The sequence below is a fragment of the Candidatus Fukatsuia endosymbiont of Tuberolachnus salignus genome (assembly GCF_964030845.1).
GTDB lineage: Bacteria > Pseudomonadota > Gammaproteobacteria > Enterobacterales > Enterobacteriaceae > Fukatsuia > Fukatsuia symbiotica.
In genome coordinates, this window is sequence record NZ_OZ034983.1 from 1,400,873 (window position 1) to 1,416,064 (window position 15,192).

Annotated in this window: 24 protein-coding genes; 21 read left to right on the top strand and 3 right to left on the bottom strand. The window is 50.7% G+C overall.

What is annotated here, in order from left to right; translation table 11 throughout:
• Positions 1–282: 282 nt before the first annotated feature.
• Positions 283–540, bottom strand: coding sequence for a hypothetical protein (locus tag AAHH42_RS06955; protein WP_119797334.1), 258 nt, complete (start codon positions 538–540; stop codon positions 283–285).
• Between the two features lie 444 nt (positions 541–984).
• Here AAHH42_RS06955 and AAHH42_RS06960 point away from each other — a divergent pair, with 444 nt between their 5' ends.
• The 20 genes from AAHH42_RS06960 (at position 985) to AAHH42_RS07055 (ending at position 14,523) form a co-directional block, all read left to right on the top strand.
• The gene (locus AAHH42_RS06960; RefSeq protein WP_342222033.1) at positions 985–1,188 is read left to right on the top strand and encodes a class II holin family protein; all 204 of its coding nucleotides are present in this window, start codon (positions 985–987) and stop codon (positions 1,186–1,188) included.
• Positions 1,185–1,703 (top strand): lysozyme, encoded by a 519-nt coding sequence (locus AAHH42_RS06965; RefSeq protein ID WP_342221948.1) that lies wholly within the window; start codon positions 1,185–1,187, stop codon positions 1,701–1,703. Before AAHH42_RS06960 ends, AAHH42_RS06965 begins: the two co-directional genes overlap by 4 nt.
• Positions 1,696–2,154 (top strand): lysis protein, encoded by a 459-nt coding sequence (locus tag AAHH42_RS06970; protein ID WP_342221949.1) that lies wholly within the window; start codon positions 1,696–1,698, stop codon positions 2,152–2,154. The genes AAHH42_RS06965 and AAHH42_RS06970 overlap by 8 nt, the downstream gene beginning before the upstream one ends.
• A gap of 344 nt (positions 2,155–2,498) precedes the next feature.
• A complete protein-coding gene (locus tag AAHH42_RS06975; RefSeq protein ID WP_342221950.1) occupies positions 2,499–2,966 on the top strand; it encodes a KilA-N domain-containing protein in 468 nt (155 codons plus the stop codon).
• A gap of 327 nt (positions 2,967–3,293) precedes the next feature.
• Positions 3,294–3,506, top strand: a complete 213-nt coding sequence (locus AAHH42_RS06980; protein ID WP_342221951.1) for a hypothetical protein — start codon at positions 3,294–3,296, stop codon at positions 3,504–3,506.
• Positions 3,507–3,523: 17 nt separating this feature from the next.
• Positions 3,524–4,084: a hypothetical protein gene (locus tag AAHH42_RS06985; protein WP_342221952.1), complete on the top strand. Its 561-nt coding sequence runs from the start codon at positions 3,524–3,526 to the stop codon at positions 4,082–4,084.
• Positions 4,047–5,537 carry a terminase gene (locus tag AAHH42_RS06990; RefSeq protein ID WP_342221050.1) on the top strand — a complete coding sequence of 497 codons (1,491 nt, stop codon included), beginning with the start codon at positions 4,047–4,049 and terminating at the stop codon, positions 5,535–5,537. The genes AAHH42_RS06985 and AAHH42_RS06990 overlap by 38 nt, the downstream gene beginning before the upstream one ends.
• Positions 5,538–5,579: 42 nt before the next feature.
• Positions 5,580–6,956: a DUF4055 domain-containing protein gene (locus AAHH42_RS06995; RefSeq protein ID WP_342221049.1), complete on the top strand. Its 1,377-nt coding sequence runs from the start codon at positions 5,580–5,582 to the stop codon at positions 6,954–6,956.
• A gap of 94 nt (positions 6,957–7,050) precedes the next feature.
• The gene (locus AAHH42_RS07000) at positions 7,051–8,145 is read left to right on the top strand and encodes a hypothetical protein (RefSeq protein WP_342221048.1); all 1,095 of its coding nucleotides are present in this window, start codon (positions 7,051–7,053) and stop codon (positions 8,143–8,145) included.
• A gap of 201 nt (positions 8,146–8,346) precedes the next feature.
• A complete protein-coding gene (locus AAHH42_RS07005) occupies positions 8,347–9,099 on the top strand; it encodes a DUF6651 domain-containing protein (protein ID WP_342221047.1) in 753 nt (250 codons plus the stop codon).
• A 34-nt stretch (positions 9,100–9,133) separates the two neighbouring features.
• Positions 9,134–10,159, top strand: a complete 1,026-nt coding sequence (locus AAHH42_RS07010; protein ID WP_342221858.1) for a P22 phage major capsid protein family protein — start codon at positions 9,134–9,136, stop codon at positions 10,157–10,159.
• 513 nt (positions 10,160–10,672) lie between these two features.
• Positions 10,673–10,846, top strand: a complete 174-nt coding sequence (locus tag AAHH42_RS07015; protein WP_342221860.1) for a hypothetical protein — start codon at positions 10,673–10,675, stop codon at positions 10,844–10,846.
• 1 nt (position 10,847) lies between these two features.
• Positions 10,848–11,327 (top strand): DnaT-like ssDNA-binding protein, encoded by a 480-nt coding sequence (locus AAHH42_RS07020; RefSeq protein ID WP_342221861.1) that lies wholly within the window; start codon positions 10,848–10,850, stop codon positions 11,325–11,327.
• 4 nt (positions 11,328–11,331) lie between these two features.
• Positions 11,332–11,682, top strand: a complete 351-nt coding sequence (locus tag AAHH42_RS07025; RefSeq protein ID WP_342221845.1) for a hypothetical protein — start codon at positions 11,332–11,334, stop codon at positions 11,680–11,682.
• A gap of 144 nt (positions 11,683–11,826) precedes the next feature.
• On the top strand, positions 11,827–12,282 hold the full coding sequence (locus tag AAHH42_RS07030) for a hypothetical protein (protein WP_119797405.1): 456 nt from the start codon (positions 11,827–11,829) through the stop codon (positions 12,280–12,282).
• Positions 12,279–12,686 carry a phage tail terminator-like protein gene (locus AAHH42_RS07035; RefSeq protein WP_342221846.1) on the top strand — a complete coding sequence of 136 codons (408 nt, stop codon included), beginning with the start codon at positions 12,279–12,281 and terminating at the stop codon, positions 12,684–12,686. Before AAHH42_RS07030 ends, AAHH42_RS07035 begins: the two co-directional genes overlap by 4 nt.
• Before the next feature lie 143 nt (positions 12,687–12,829).
• Entirely contained in the window at positions 12,830–13,084 is a 255-nt protein-coding gene (locus tag AAHH42_RS07040) for an AbrB/MazE/SpoVT family DNA-binding domain-containing protein (RefSeq protein WP_119797406.1), read from the top strand.
• The gene (locus tag AAHH42_RS07045) at positions 13,081–13,431 is read left to right on the top strand and encodes a type II toxin-antitoxin system ChpB family toxin (RefSeq protein ID WP_162860101.1); all 351 of its coding nucleotides are present in this window, start codon (positions 13,081–13,083) and stop codon (positions 13,429–13,431) included. Before AAHH42_RS07040 ends, AAHH42_RS07045 begins: the two co-directional genes overlap by 4 nt.
• A 202-nt stretch (positions 13,432–13,633) precedes the next feature.
• Positions 13,634–14,200 (top strand): phage tail protein, encoded by a 567-nt coding sequence (locus AAHH42_RS07050; protein WP_342221862.1) that lies wholly within the window; start codon positions 13,634–13,636, stop codon positions 14,198–14,200.
• Positions 14,201–14,211: 11 nt separating this feature from the next.
• On the top strand, positions 14,212–14,523 hold the full coding sequence (locus AAHH42_RS07055; protein WP_072551181.1) for a phage tail assembly chaperone: 312 nt from the start codon (positions 14,212–14,214) through the stop codon (positions 14,521–14,523).
• A 19-nt stretch (positions 14,524–14,542) separates the two neighbouring features.
• On the opposite strand, the gene AAHH42_RS14790 is transcribed toward AAHH42_RS07055, so the two are convergent.
• Positions 14,543–14,665: a hypothetical protein gene (locus AAHH42_RS14790; RefSeq protein WP_425286316.1), complete on the bottom strand. Its 123-nt coding sequence runs from the start codon at positions 14,663–14,665 to the stop codon at positions 14,543–14,545.
• On the opposite strand from AAHH42_RS14790, the gene AAHH42_RS14795 reads away from it, so the two are divergent.
• Positions 14,634–14,735 carry a DUF1799 domain-containing protein gene (locus tag AAHH42_RS14795; protein ID WP_425286330.1) on the top strand — a complete coding sequence of 34 codons (102 nt, stop codon included), beginning with the start codon at positions 14,634–14,636 and terminating at the stop codon, positions 14,733–14,735. The genes AAHH42_RS14790 and AAHH42_RS14795 overlap by 32 nt on opposite strands.
• A gap of 1 nt (position 14,736) precedes the next feature.
• On the opposite strand, the gene AAHH42_RS07065 is transcribed toward AAHH42_RS14795, so the two are convergent.
• Positions 14,737–14,928 carry a transposase gene (locus tag AAHH42_RS07065; protein ID WP_342221998.1) on the bottom strand — a complete coding sequence of 64 codons (192 nt, stop codon included), beginning with the start codon at positions 14,926–14,928 and terminating at the stop codon, positions 14,737–14,739.
• Positions 14,929–15,192 lie beyond the last annotated feature (264 nt).

Sequence of the window (15,192 nt, forward strand, 5' to 3'; positions counted from 1 at the left end):
AATCGTTATGAAGACACGATACCCACCGGTCAAAAAGTTTTTATTGATAAAAATGGAAATATAAGACTGAATATATTGAACATTGAGGTTCAGAAGGATTTTGCCAGAAATGTTGAGAACATCAGTAAAAGGGGACGGCCCCTGCCTATTTATTAAGCATTTTTTCAGGCGCACGTGGCCTTTTTACATGTCAGTAACCCGCAGACCTGTTCATATTACCTGAGTGTGAGAACAGCCCGTAAATTTTTTGACAGACAGGATAGCGTTGGGATAGGTATGCACCTACTTTTTAATCCCTATCTGTTCTTCCTGTTCGCCCATACCCACATGCAAAGAAGGCGCGGACGAGCTGGCTAATTGATTCAATACGGAATAATAATTATCCAGCAATACACTGAATTTTTTCAGCTTGTTGCCGATGAGTCTGCGTTTGAGCTTGGCAATATAACACGGGGGAAGTGTGTACTCTGTGAGGCAGGTTTCTTTTTCCAGCCAGGCTTGCATGTCTTCAAGCTTTTCAAGCACGGGTTCTGCCAACACATTAAATTCTTTACGTTTATCTCCGAGCGTATTTATTCCCGAGAACCAGGCCAAGGAAAAAGGTAAACAGACTGATAACAGGAGAGTAATCTTGTAAGAACTTTATGCTTTCATCCTTATGCCATTATTGATTTTTTTCGGTGGTGCGTTTGGCTGGCCGCCTTTCACCGGGAAGCCAATGAACACCGTCAATATAAAGAGGTAACAATACGTTACCACTTCTTTCGTTGTTGGGGAATAGCAGGAAGCACACGCTGGGCGAGAGTGATACCCGGCAATTATTAAGGGCTGCGCATCGCGTGGCCTTTTTTCATTTTAGCGCCTCCCTCCACTGCCCATCAGTGCCCATAACTTTTATTCATGAAGGGGTCAGGAGGGCAGCGCTATTTCTATGACACCCCCCCGCCCCCTAGCGGGAAACGGTATCCCCACTCAGAGACGAGAATGAGCATGGAAAAACTGACCACCGGCGTTGCCTACGGGGCTTCAGCCGGTAGCATCCTGAATGGTTTGCTAAACAGCTACAGCCCGGAACAATGGAGCGCCATTGGCGTACTCGCAGGCGTCTCGCTGGCGGTGCTGACCTATTTAACTAATCTGTATTTCAAGATTAAAGAAGACAGACGCAAGAGCGGGACAAGCCAATGAGCACGCTAAGCAAACCCATGTTGGGATTGATTTTGGCAAGTGCGACAGCCACCGCCCTTCTTACGCAATTTCTGCATGAAAAAGAAGGCAATCGGCTGACGGCCTATCGAGACGGCGCTAACGTGTGGACAATTTGCCGCGGTGCGACACGAGTTGATGACAAGCCGGTAATGCAAGGCCTGCAACTCAGCGCAAAAAAATGCGAGCAGGTTAACAAATTTGAGGTGAATAAGGCGATTGCCTGGGTAGAACACCATGTTCAGGTACCGTTAACCGACGCACAGAAAGCCGGCATTGCTTCATTTTGTCCGTATAACATCGGTGTAGGTAAATGCTTCTCGTCGACTTTTTATCGAAAATTGAATGCCGGTGACTACCGCGGTGCCTGCACTGAAATCAAGCGCTGGCTATTTGACGGCGGTAAAGATTGTCGCATTCGAGCCAATAACTGTGCGGGTCAAGTAATAAGACGCGCGCAAGAAAGTGAACTCACCTGTTGGGGACTCGATGTTTAATCGCTTATTTTTTATCCTGATGAGTCTCATTCTGCTCGTCAGTCTGGTGGCGGTTTATTACCATACTGAATCAGCAAAAAAAGACAAAGTCATCAAAACGATAAGGGATGAGCGCGATAACCTCTTTATCACGCTCCAAACAAGGCAAAAGCAACACCAACAACTAGCCGTGCTCGATAACAAACACACCCAGGAATTAACCGATGCAAAAACTCAGCTCGCTGCCCTTGAACGTGATGTTCTTGCTGGCAAGCGTCGGCTGCAGCTCGCTGCCCACTGTGAAACATTGCCCGCCACCCCCACGGCCACCCGCTTGGATGATGCTGCCGGTGCCCGACTTGACGACACCGTTATCAACGATTATTTCCGTCTCCGAAAAGGAATAGAAATCGTCACGCAGCAAATTGCAGGCTTGCAGGCGTACATTACCCAGGTCTGTTTGGCGCAATAAATAATCGAAAAGATAACGTTGGGTTACGGTGTTAGCGCCATGCGCATTTGAAATGCGCGTGGTGAATTTCCCCGTAAGCCTTTTCAACGGGTAACATTTGAAAGCCGACCCCTTGAACACACATTCCAAAGGGTCGCATTTCAAATGCGACCCCTTAAGCTACCCGTTTTACTGGTTAACCCATGGCTCACTTCGGTGGGCTTTTTTATGTCTGTGCTTCACACGCGTATTCACACCAAGAACCTTTTCAGGAATGAACCTTTGAGGAAGCCAGTAGTGGTAGGCGTACCCTCTTGGACTGGTATTCCTGTGACAAGGGTTCATTTCTGAACAGGAACCACGTAATGAAATCCCCCCTCGTTTTCATTGAAAACACCCCTATTCGCAGCAATGAATATGGCATTTATCATCTCAACGATATGCATAAAGCCGCTGTTGACGCTTGTATGGCAAAGAAATGGCAGGTACCTAGCCAATTCTTAAATACCGACGGTGTGGTTCAGTATATTGAAGAAGTGACCAAAGTGCTAAAAAACACTTTGGAACAAAATCAAATACTTAAAACCATTCATGGCGGTAACAGTCGAGGCACCTGGGCACATGAGTTGATTGCTCTTCGCTATGCGGCATGGTTATCACCGGCTTTTGAGTTCAAGGTTTATCAAACCTTTCATGAGGTTGTCATACGTCGAATGAGTGTCATGGCGCAGCTTCACCGTCTTGATAGGGTGATTAATCGCGAGGAAAAAACCATCAGTGATTGTGCACGAAAAATGCGTCACTGGGGGAGGGGTGGCAGAAAGACAGAGTGACAGACCCAGAGACAAAGAATGAGAGAAGCAGCCCAGTTATCGATTCCCAGTCTAGCATCATGAAATGCCAAATAGCAGAAAACTATCGCATTTGAAATACACCCGTTAGATAGCGGTCAATCGTCTTGATTATGAAGACAACTGTCCTCCTCCATGTTGAGGAAACAGGTTTCATCCATCATTCTCAGCATGCAAAATCACACTCTGGAATAAAATCCACCGGTTAGCACGGCCGCGCGCTGTTTCTTCCTATTCATTTTATGCACTTTTATCGACATCATTTTATGACATGTCGATTACATTAACACATCAACACAGGAGCACCCTATGTACACCATCAAAGTTAATTTCGGCAACGGTCAAGGTGAAGTCGGCTATCCTAGCGCCCATTGGGGCTGGAACCGCAATGCTCAACGCCTTGATATCGCCTCCAACGGTATCAGTGATGCCATTCATCTTGCCCCCTCAGATACTGCCTTTGTGCTGAACGCCGCAGGCCAGACGGTAGCGACCTATACCCATCTCGATAATTCCCCCTAACCCAAGGAATTCTCATCATGGCAAAGCCTGACTGGGAGGCCATCGAATCGGCTTACCGCGCGGGTGCGTTGTCTGTCCGTGCGATAGCAAAACGCTATCATATCAGTGACACCGCTATCCGCAAGAAAGCCATACAACATAATTGGCTGCGTGATCTGACGGATAAAGTTCAAGCGGCAACCAAAATCAAACTGGTTCGCAATAAGGGTTTGCATTCCAAGGGTTCGCACCCTGCAGTGCGAACTGATGCCGACATTATCAACGCGGCGGCCGATGAAGCGGCCACTATCATCTTGTCTCATCGAATTGATTTGGCCGGCTGGCGGCAGATTGCTAACCATCTGAAAGCCTTCCTCAGCAGTACCGTTATCACCGAAGACAACCATGCTGCTCTTGCGAGAACGCTCAGCGCCGGGGTGGATGCCCAGCTGAAACTGATTAAAGGTGAGCGCGATGCCTATGGCTTGAACAACGAGACGGCGCCAGGGGCCGAGAAAGAGTTGGCACAATGGATGAAAGACCTCGCGGAAGGCAACGCCCATGGCATTCGATCCAACGCTGAAAACAAAATTAGCTGATCGCTTTTGGCGCTTAAACCACCTGTATTTTATTACCGATAAACACGGACGTAAAATCCGTTTTACGATGACGGCGCAGCAGCGTGCCTATTTCACGGGGATGCATACACGCAATCTGATTTTGAAAGCCCGTCAGCTGGGCTTTACCACCGAGGTGTGCCTTATCCAACTGGATGCCGCACTCTTTGAGTCAGCCAAATGTGCCTTGATTGCACATACCTTAAACGATGCCAAACGCCTGTTCCGCGAGAAAGTGAAATACGCCTACGACCATTTGCCTGACCTTCTTAAACGTGCTAATCCCGCCCGCAATGATTCCGCAGGCGAATTGGTGTTTCACAACGGCGGCTCACTGTACATCAGCACCTCCTTTCGCGGTGGCACCTTGCGCTATTTGCATATTTCCGAATTCGGCAAGCTGTGTGCCAAATTTCCTGAGAAAGCCCGTGAAATCGTCACTGGTGCCTTTGAAGCGGTCGCCACAGACTGCGTGGTCACCATTGAATCGACGGCAGAGGGCCGTGCGGGGTATTTTTTCGATTACTGCCAAACGGCGGAAAAAGCCTTACTCAGCAACAAACCCTTAGGCCCATTGGATTGGAAGTTCTTCTTCTTTTCCTGGTGGAACAATCCGCAGTATGCCTTGCCGGTGAGCAGTCCGTTGCCGCCGCGCTTGCAAGCCTACTTTAGCGAGCTGCAAACCAAACAGTCGATTAGGCTAACGGCGGAACAAAAAGCCTGGTATTACGCCAAAGAAAGCACACTGGGTGACGACATGAAACGCGAGTATCCGTCAATCCCGAGCGAGGCCTTTCAGCAATCGATTGAGGGCGCATATTACGCCAATCAGTTCCGTTATCTCTATGAGAATCAGCGCATTGGTACCTTACCGGCTAATCCGCACCTGCCGGTGCACACCTTTTGGGATTTAGGAGTAGGCGATGCCACGGTTATCTGGTTTGTCCGTGAGGTCGGCAGTGAATTTCACCTGATGGATTATTACGAAAACAGTGGCGAAGGCCTGCGGCATTACATGCAGGTATTGAAAGCCCGCGCCTATCACTATGGCGAACACTGGGCCCCGCACGATATTGATAATCGAGAATTAGCGGGCGACGGCAAAAGCCGTCGGCAACTGGCTTATGAAGGTTATGCGCTGGACGGTGACATTTACCGCATCAATTTCAAGGTGGTCCCCCGATTGCGTGTCGATGAAGGCATTGAGTCGGTACGGGAAATCCTGCCGCGCTGTGCCTTTGATAGCGTGACCTGTGAACAAGGCCTCAGTCATTTGGAGCGCTACCGCAAAGCCTGGGATAACCAGTACGGCTGCTGGAAAGACAAACCGCTGCACGATGCCAGTTCCCACGCCGCCGATGCCTTTCGTTATTTTGCCGTCGCCAAAAGAAATCACCGTCAGCTTCGGGGGCAGGTAACCCCCTTAAGACTGTAACGGCCCTCTACAGTCGCGTTAACAACCCATGAGAGTCAAACCATGTCCGATATTTCCACGCCCCATCTTGACTACAACAGCCTGCTAGCTGCCTGGGACATCAATGACGCCCTGATGGGCGGCACCTTATGCCTACGGCAACAGGGCGAAACCTATTTACCGCGCTGGACGAATGAAGATAAACACAGCTATCAGCAACGTCTCTCCGTCGCCACGCTGCTGCCGGCTTACGAGGAAACCCTCAAAAATAACTTAGGTCGTGTCTTTTCAGAACCGACCCAATTGAGTGAGTCCACCCCCGCCGTGATTGTCGAGTACTGCCAGGATATGGATTTGCTGGGCAACCGGCTGGATGTTTGGGCGCAAGCGTATTTCAGCCTGGCGCTGCAATACGGCGTGGCGCATGCGCTGGTTGACTACCCCCGTGTGGAAGCATTGAAAACCCGTGCTGAGGAAAAAGCCCGTGGCGCCCGTCCCTATGCGGTGTTGATTAACCCCCGCCAGGTCATCGGCTGGCAATCCAGCCACCAAGGAGGGCCGGTCCAGCTGACAGAATTGCGAATTAGAGAAGAGATTGTCGTCGAGACCGCCCCTTACCGCCAACAGAAAATCGCGCAAATCCGCAAGTTGACGCCCGGTCGGGTTGAACTCTACCGTAAAATCAGGCAAGCCGATGGCAGGGAAACCTGGATACTGCACGACAGCTGGGCAACCTCCTGCCCTCGCATTCCGTTGGTGACATTGTACAGCAAACGCACCGGTTTTATGTGTGGCGCCCCGCCGCTATTGAATCTGGCGTTACTCAATATCAAACATTGGCAAAGCCAGAGTGAGCAAGACAATATTTTGCATGTGGCCCGGGTGCCCATCCTCAATGTGTTTGGTCTTGAAACCGGCGAAAAGTTGACCATTGGTGCCTCAAGCGCGACACACTTTACTGACCGCACCAAACAGGGCAGTGCGTACACCGAACATTCGGGCGCCGCCGTAGGAGCAGGCAAAGAGGCACTGACGGATTTGGTCGAGCAGATGCGTCAAGCCGGTGGCAAGCTGTTGCGCAGTCAAAACAGTAGCACCAAGACCCTCGACCAAGTGAGCGAAGAGCGCCTACAAGAACAATCCCCGCTCTACACCCTGTCTAACTCGCTAGAAGATGCCCTCGATACCCTGTTGCAACTGATGGCAGACTGGTCAGGCGAAAAAGACGGCGGCAAGGTGGACATTCGCACCGAGCTTGAAACCACCCAGCAAGCCTTCAATGCCCCGGCCGCCCTGGCGATACAGGCACTGCGGCAAGGCGGGGATATTCGTCAGGTGGATGCCATCCGCGCCTTACAGGCACTGAACCTTATTGATGCCGATGCCAACCCGGAAACCCTGTGTGATGAACTTAACAATTTGCCACCGGATTTACTGTAACGCCCGCGTGGCATCGTGAGGTGACGCGCAGGCTGTATAAAAACACCCCGTTATCCTCATGCCATCAAACCGGTTTTTCTATTAAGGGGTTACCATGTCCACAGTCAACCAACGTCTGCGTGATGAAGCCCTGGCACACAGTCTGTTTCAATCACGCTATGCTCTCGGGGTGGTTAAAGAAAAGGTGGCACTACTCAACCAATATGATGCTGAACTAACCGCCCGACTTTTCGGGAAATTGGAGAAGGTTAATCCGCAACACATCGAAGTCAAACAGTTAGCCCGCTTGTTAGCCTGTGTCCAAGAGGTGAATCAGCAGGCAATGAGTACCCTGTATTTATCGCTCAGCGAGGAATTGCTAGCCTTTGCTGAGCACGAAGCGGGTTATCACTGCCGTCTCTTTGATACCCTGCTGCCTGATGGGGTGCTACACCGCTATCCCTTAGCGATTATCACCGCAGAACAGGTTTACGCGGCAGCGATGGCGCAGCCCTTTCAAGGGCGTTTACTGCGCGACTGGGTCAGTCATCTGGAAAGCGATCGCTTTCAGCGTATCAACAACGCGGTAAAAAACGGGTTTCTCTTGGGTGATACCGTCGAGCAAATTACACGCAAAGTACGCGGGAGCAGGGCAAAACAGTATCAAGATGGGGTACTGGACATCAGTCGCAAAAATCTCACCAGTGTGGTCAAAACCGCTGTTAACCATGTTTCAGCGGTAGCACGGGATAAATTTGCTGAAAATAACGCCGCAATGATAGACAGAAAACAGTGGCTCAGTACGCTGGATAACAAAACCTCATCACCCTGTGTTATCCGTGACCGTTTGTGCTACACCCTAGCCGGCCAGCCACTCGGCCACAAAATCCCCTATCTGCAAGGACCGGGACGCCTGCACTTTTGCTGTCGCTCAACGGAGACACTGGTCATCAAATCCTGGCGCGCCCTGGGCATTGACTTAGATGAGCTGGACCCGGGCACACGCGCCAGCCTGGACGGGCAAGTGCCTGCGGATACCACGTATTCTGACTGGTTACAGCAACAACCTTACGCGCGGCAAATCCAAGTCCTGGGTAAAACCCGCGCTAAAATGCTGCGAGAGGAGGGACGGCGTCCCGACGCATTTTTTAGCGACAAAGGGGAATGGCTCACGTTAGAACAGCTGCGCGAAACCCTCCATATAGAGTAAAAAATCAACATGTCAGCACAACTTAACATGTTCTCTCATCACGTAAAGTAGCAAAAACTGGACATTTTAAAATAGCGTTGATAACCAACTTCACACAGGCCACCCCAGGGTGGCTTTTTTTATGAACAGCTGTGAGCGGAAGCGACACAGCGCCCGGGTCGGATGACCGGTTAACCCAGCCTGCGGGCGGAGACAATAGCAATGAAATTGCACCTCGATACAGAAGGAAAAGCGGTACTGGAAAACGGCATGCCGGTGTATTTGCATGAGGACGGCAAAGCGATCCCCTTTGATGCGGTGGCAGCCTTGAACAAAATTAGCGCCCTCAATGGGGAAGCCAAAAGCCACCGTGAGGCCAAGGAAGCACTCGAAGCCAAGCTCAAGGCGTTTGCCGGCATTGACGACCCAGCGAAAGCCCGTGAAGCACTGCAAACGCTCACCCACATCGATCAAAAGAAATTAATCGAGGCCGGTGCGGTCGACCAGGTGAAAGCACAAATCACTCAAGCTTTTCAAACTCAGCTTGACGAGGCCAGCAGCAAAAATAAAACCCTGGAAGCCCAGTTGTATCAAGAGATGATTGGCGGACGTTTCAGCAGCTCGACGTTTATCCAGGATAACCTGGCGATCCCGGCGGATTTGGTGCAAGCCCGGTTCGGTCACGCATTCAGCATTGACGCAGGTAAAGTGGTCGCCACGGATGCGGCAGGCAACAAGGTATTCTCACGCCGTCAGCCCGGGGAAATCGCGGAGTTTGAGGAAGCCTTAGAATACCTCATCGAACAGTATCCGCACAAAGACCACATTCTGAAAGCCTCCGGCCACCGTGGCGGCGGTTCACAACCCACACCCCAGCAGCACGGACACAAAACACTCAAACGCAGCGCCTTTGATGCCTTGGACATCGGCAGCAAACAGGCCGCACTCAAAGACGGTATCTCGATCGTCGATTAATTACACACCTTACCCTTAACCCTGGAGCAACAGCATGGCAGGCAATACCTTAACGGGGTTGATCCCCACCATTTATACCGCATTAGACAGCGTTTCCCGTGAGCAAGTCGGTTTTATTCCCGCCGTCGCCCGTAACAGCAAAGCGGAAACCGCCGCCCTCGATCAAAATATCACCGCACCGGTGGCCCCCATCGCTAAAACGGTGGACATCGTGCCCGGTCCCACGGCGGCAGGCAGTGCGGAACAAACACTCAGTACGGTGGAAGTTAAAATCAGCAAATCCAAAATGGCGCCCGTGCAATGGAACGGGGAAGAACAACTGGCTGTCGGAAAGGCAGGGAGCACTCCCTTTGGCGTCAAAGAAGACCTGGCCGATTTTGCCGATGCGCGTCGCGTGCTGGAAGATAACGGGGCCCCGACCACCGATTTGCAAATGGTCTTGGGGTCAGCGGCTATTTCCAACATTCGTGGCAAACAATCCGTCTTGTTTAAAGTCAACGAAGCGGGCAGCGAAGCCCTGTTACGTGAAGGCACCATCGGGCGTATCGAAGGCTTTAATTTGCACAATTCCGCGGGCATCAAACGGGTCACAGCAGGGACGGGTAGCGGGTTTCTGGTCAACAAAGCGGGCGGTTATCACGTCGGCAATCAGCTCATTGCCGTAGACAGTGGAAGCGGCACGATAAACCGAGGGGATATTGTCACCTTTACCGGCGATACGCATCAATACGTGGTGGCAGCAGCCAGCGCCTCGACTATCACCTTGTCTGCACCGGGCTTGTTGCAAGACCTGGCGGACAACACCGCTGTCACGCTGGTTGGTCACTACACCGCTAACATGGCATTCGATCGCAATGCATTCCTGCTGGCGTCACGGACACCGGCGATGCCTCAAGGCGGGGATATCGCCGATGATGTGATGAATGTCACCGATCCGGTCTCCGGCATGACTTTCCAGGTGGCGCTCTACCGTCAGTATCATCAGATACGCTATGAAGTCGGGCTAGCCTGGGGTGTCGCGGCAGTGAAACCGGAGCACAGTGCGCTGATTTTAGGCTAAGACAGCGGCGTGATAGCCGCTTTATTTTAACTGAATAGAGATAAGCATAAGTCTAACTCATATACAAAAAAGCGGGTCACCCGATTCTTGGGGGCATCATGATATCCTGTCGATCAGTAATCTGTTGAGATAAAGGACACGAGGGGGTTGTTTTCTGTTGAGAACAAACGAGCAGGCGTGAAAGCCACGGACCTTCAGGTACCATCCAAACTTTACAACCCGCAGGAACCGCAGCAGGGGAAGCAAAGGTAAACATTGGCGATAATAAAATTGGTAATAGTGTCAAAAGTTTCTTGGTCCTTTTCATGTAAATATCCTTTTTTTCCGTAACAATCCAAATGTTGTATTTAATGTCACTGTACCATGATGCAATATAAACAGGGTTGCAAGTAAAGGTACGTAATTAAAATACACGACTAACATATTGATTGTAAAGTATATTTTGTGTGAATATGTGGTCTACTTAGTGAGGCTTATGCTTATCCCGAATCGAGGTTATGTTAGGAAAAAAGCATGACGAAAAACAAAAAAGACAATACAGCAGTAACACCACCGCCTTCAGCACTTATCCCGATGATGCATCCTTCCCCTCTTCACCCTGATGATCCGATAACCGCCAATGTGCATCCCGATGAAATCACCCGCTGGCTGGATGAAGGCTGGCAACACAGTGAACAGGAAAAATAACATGCTCATCACGGATATCAATTCACCCGAAAGGGAAAGTTATGCCCGTGTCGCCGATTTGCGACGACTCGCCAGCAAACGAGGTGAGCCGCTCCCCGAGGAGGACATTGCCTGTGAAACCTTGTTGATAAAAGCTCTGGATTACCTGGCGGGACTGAACTGGCAAGGCGAACGGACCACCGCTTCTCAGCCCCTGGCCTGGCCGCGCTCAGGGGTTATCTTCGATGGCTATTTATTGCCCAAAGAGTGCATTCCATCACAAGTCCTTCAGGCGCAATGCCGTCTGGCGTTGGCCGCACAGGCTATCGATTTGACGCCGTCGTTTTCAGGTGGCAAGGAAGTTATTCAGGAAAGTGTTTCAGGGGCAATCAGTGTGACCTATGCGTCGGGGTCTGCTTCGTCACCTCATTTTAGCTGGTTGCCTGGCTTACTGCACGGCCTGCTCATCAGCAGCTGCCAAATCCAGCTCGTCAGGGGGTGATGACATGGCGATCAATGATGCAGGCTTACGCCGTGCTGCCGACCGTTTATTGCGTGACAATGGTGTCCCTTATACCCTACAGCGAGGCGGGGGTGTTCAGGTCATCAAAGGCGTTGAAATCGCTGTTCCGCTAGAAAATCACAGGCTGACGGGTGTCATGGCGCGTTACACCACCGGTGAAATTGATGGCACGCTTATCCAACAAGGTGACAGTAAAATGATGGCAACCGCTGAGACGGAAATTTATCAGGGCGATCGCCTTCTTATCGAGGGCAAAGCCCATCGGGTGATACAGGTCACTCCCGTGAAACCTGCTGCATTGCTGCTGTGTTATCAATTGCAACTGAGAGCCTAAGAACCTGTTCTAAATCTCTTGTGCTTGCTGATACTTCGTCAAAAACGCGCTCAAAATGCTCATTTACTCTCTGTAAACTGCGCTTTTTCACACGTTTTTTCCTCGTCTGAGCGTCGCTCAAGAAGATTTGGAACAGGCTCTAAGATGACGGATAACAAACCTTTTATGGCCTCCATGACTGCCTTTATTAACCAGAGTAAACAGGCGCATCAGGCACTCCCCCAGGTGCTGGGCATGAAAATATTGGCAAGATTGGTGACAATGTCGCCAGTGGGTAACGCGGACACCTGGCAAGGCAAAGCGCCACCCGGCTATACCGGTGGTCGATTTCGCGGCAATTGGCAGGTGACCTTTGATGTGCCCGCAGAAACAGAAACCGGACGCATTGACCCCCGTGGCAATCTGACGCTAACGGAGGGAATGCAGCAATTAACGCAGTTTACGCCGGGTACGCAGGCCATCTATTTCAGCAACACCGTGCCCTATGCCTATCGGCTGGAGTTCGGTCACTCGAAACAGGCGCCCAACGGTATGGTTCGTGTCACCGCGGAAGCATTCCAGACGCTGTTTAACCAGGCGGTTAAGGAGATGAAAAAATGAGCACGGGACGTATCATGGCGCTACTTGAGCACCATCTGGGCACCTGGGCAGCAAAAAAAGGGGTTCCCGTCGCCAGTCAAAACGTGCAGTTTAGTGACACCGGCAGCCTGTATCTGCAATCGTATCTCTTGCCTGCCACCACAGAATGCCTGGATTTAGCGCAAGTTTCCCGGGTTTATCACGGGGTCTATCAAATGACCCTCTGTGTCCCGACGGGTAGCGGCCAGGCTCAAGTTCAAGCTGTCGCTGATGACCTCATCAATCTGTTTGATTTGGGCACCACGTTAACCGATGGCCTTATCCGCTGTGCAATCATTAGTGTCCTCACAGTATTTGCGGGTATCACGCACTGTCACACCTACAGTCTGCCCCTCAGTCTGCGCTATCGGGCGCATATGATTTGATCGGCGACTACCCCGTAGTGAATTGTTAGAGTGCTTCACATTTGTCAGAGGGTATCTTCACATATAATGTATAGACTAAATATAATTATTGACTTCTTCTGTCACTATTATACGCTGTATAAACATCAATGTTCGGAGGTCTTATGACAGTAGCCATCAAAAAATGGGGCAATAGCAACGGTATCGTCATACCGGCGCTCTTTCTGAAAAAAATTGGGGTCTCTGTAGGTCAAGAACTGGATCTGGAAATCAAAGACGGCACCTTGGTTCTGACGCCCAAACCTAAGCGTTACACCCTGGCCGAACTGATTAAACAATGTGATGCCAGTGCCCCACTTGAAACGGAAGAAAGTGTATGGGGTGACGATCACTCCCCCGTAGGGGAAGAAATATGGTGACACGTAGAAAAGGATTTTCGCGCGGTGATATCGTATTGTTAACACTCAACCCGACTCGAGGAAAAGAACAGCAAGGTGACAGACGACCAGTATTGGTACTCTCTCCTAAAAACTTCAATGATCTTGGCATGGTTTTGATTGCCCCGATCACACAAGGCGGTGCTTTCTCAAGGTATCAGGGTTTCACGGTAACATTATCAGGGAGTGGCGCGCAAACCCAAGGCGTCGTGTTATTAAATCAAAGCAGAATGGTTGATATCACTGCCCGAGACGGTGAATTCATTGAAAAAGCTGATCACATCGTGATTGAAGAAGCGCTCATTAAACTACACACCCTCATCGAATAAAAAAGTCGGACAGCGACCTTATCTTGATCAACTGCCCTCGAAAATTATTTCGTTATCAATTTATTTCTAAACATCCTCTTATTCTCTCAACACTCGGAGACAGCTTATGGGCTTTGCCTTACCAAATGGTGCCCAGGTTTACCTGGCCTCAGACTACGAAACCGCGCTACCGTTTACGGCTATCACGAATGCTGCCCATGCGGTGCTCACGGTGGTCGGCAACGACAAAATTAAAAAGGATGACCTTGTTCACCTGTCTTCCGGCTGGACGGGGCTCAATGAACGGGTTGCTCGCGTGTCGGCGGCGACGGCAACCAGCCTCACCCTGGAAAATATCGACACCCGCCAGACCACACAATTTGTTGCCGGTGGCGGCGCGGGCAGTCTGCGCAAAATAAAAACCTGGACAGAAATCCCGCAAATCAAAGAGGTTGCCAGTTCTGGCGGCGATCAACAAACGGTCAGCCTGCAATTTTTATCCGATACCGTGCAACGCAATATCAACACCGTGAAAGCCCCGCGCACCCTGACCTATACCTTGGGACATGATCCTGCTTTGGCGATTTATCCGCTATTACGGGAGACCGATCAGCGTCAGGACGTGGTCGCCTTCTCGATGTTCGTGCCGCAGGCCAAAGAAAAGCGCTACTGGTCAGCGACGGTGGCTTTTAACGAGGTGCCTCATACTGAAGTTAACGCCGTGGAAACGGTCTCATTGGTACTGAATATGCAGAGTCCCGCCATGACATTTTACAAAGAACCCGCTTAAGGAGACACCGTATGTCGATCGAATTTACGTTGCAACCTCAGCCCAGATTTAAAGCCGATGTGGCGATTCCACGCGCGGGCCTGGAGGCAGGTATCGTGACCTTTACCTTCAAACATGTGCCACTCAACGAGATGGCGGAGCGGGAAAAACGCAAAAACCAAACGGGATTGGATTTTGTTGAGCACATTACCGCCGCCTGGGCGCTGCCCGATGAGTTAAATCGTGACAATCTGACCAAGCTGGCGAATAACTATCCCCAAGCCATTGAAGCTATCATTCACACCTTTTACCGTGAGCTCCTGGGTCAACGCGAAAAAAACTGAGGGCGGTTGCGACGGCGCTCTACACCCCAGCGCCTTGTGCGGAAGAATTAGCCAGCGCAGGCTTACGCCCTGAGGATTTTTCCCCGCAGCCTCTTGAGATTTGGCCTGACATCTGGCCGTCTTTCCTCGTCATGCGTGCCATGTCAACCCAATGGCGCACGGGGATGGCGGGTCCGACTGGCCTGGATTATGGCTGTAGCCGTATAAATTGATTCAAAATAAAGGGTCAGAAAAGAGAGTGTCGATATCGCATTGTCGTTTCCTACGAAGGGCTTTAGCCTGAGCCCATTTGTGCTCAATCGGGTTGAGGTCAGGAGAATACGTCGGGAGATATTCCAGAATAAAACCAGATTTTTGTCTAGTAGACTGGATATCCTGGCGTTTGTGAAAGCTCACATTATCCATCACGATAACAGCACCTTGAGGGATTTTTGGCAGTCAGTCTTGGGTTACCCACGCATGAAAAATATCGCTATTGATATTGTATTCAAAGGCACAAACGGTGGTTAATTTTCCGTTAAGCTGAGCGCCAATGACATTGGTACGTGCTTTAGCGTGCCAATCATGTTGACCGTAACACCGCTTACCTTTAGCTCAATAGCCGTAGAGGCGGGGCATGTCATGAGCAAAACCGCTTTCATCAACGTAAATAATAGGGGTCTCGCTGGC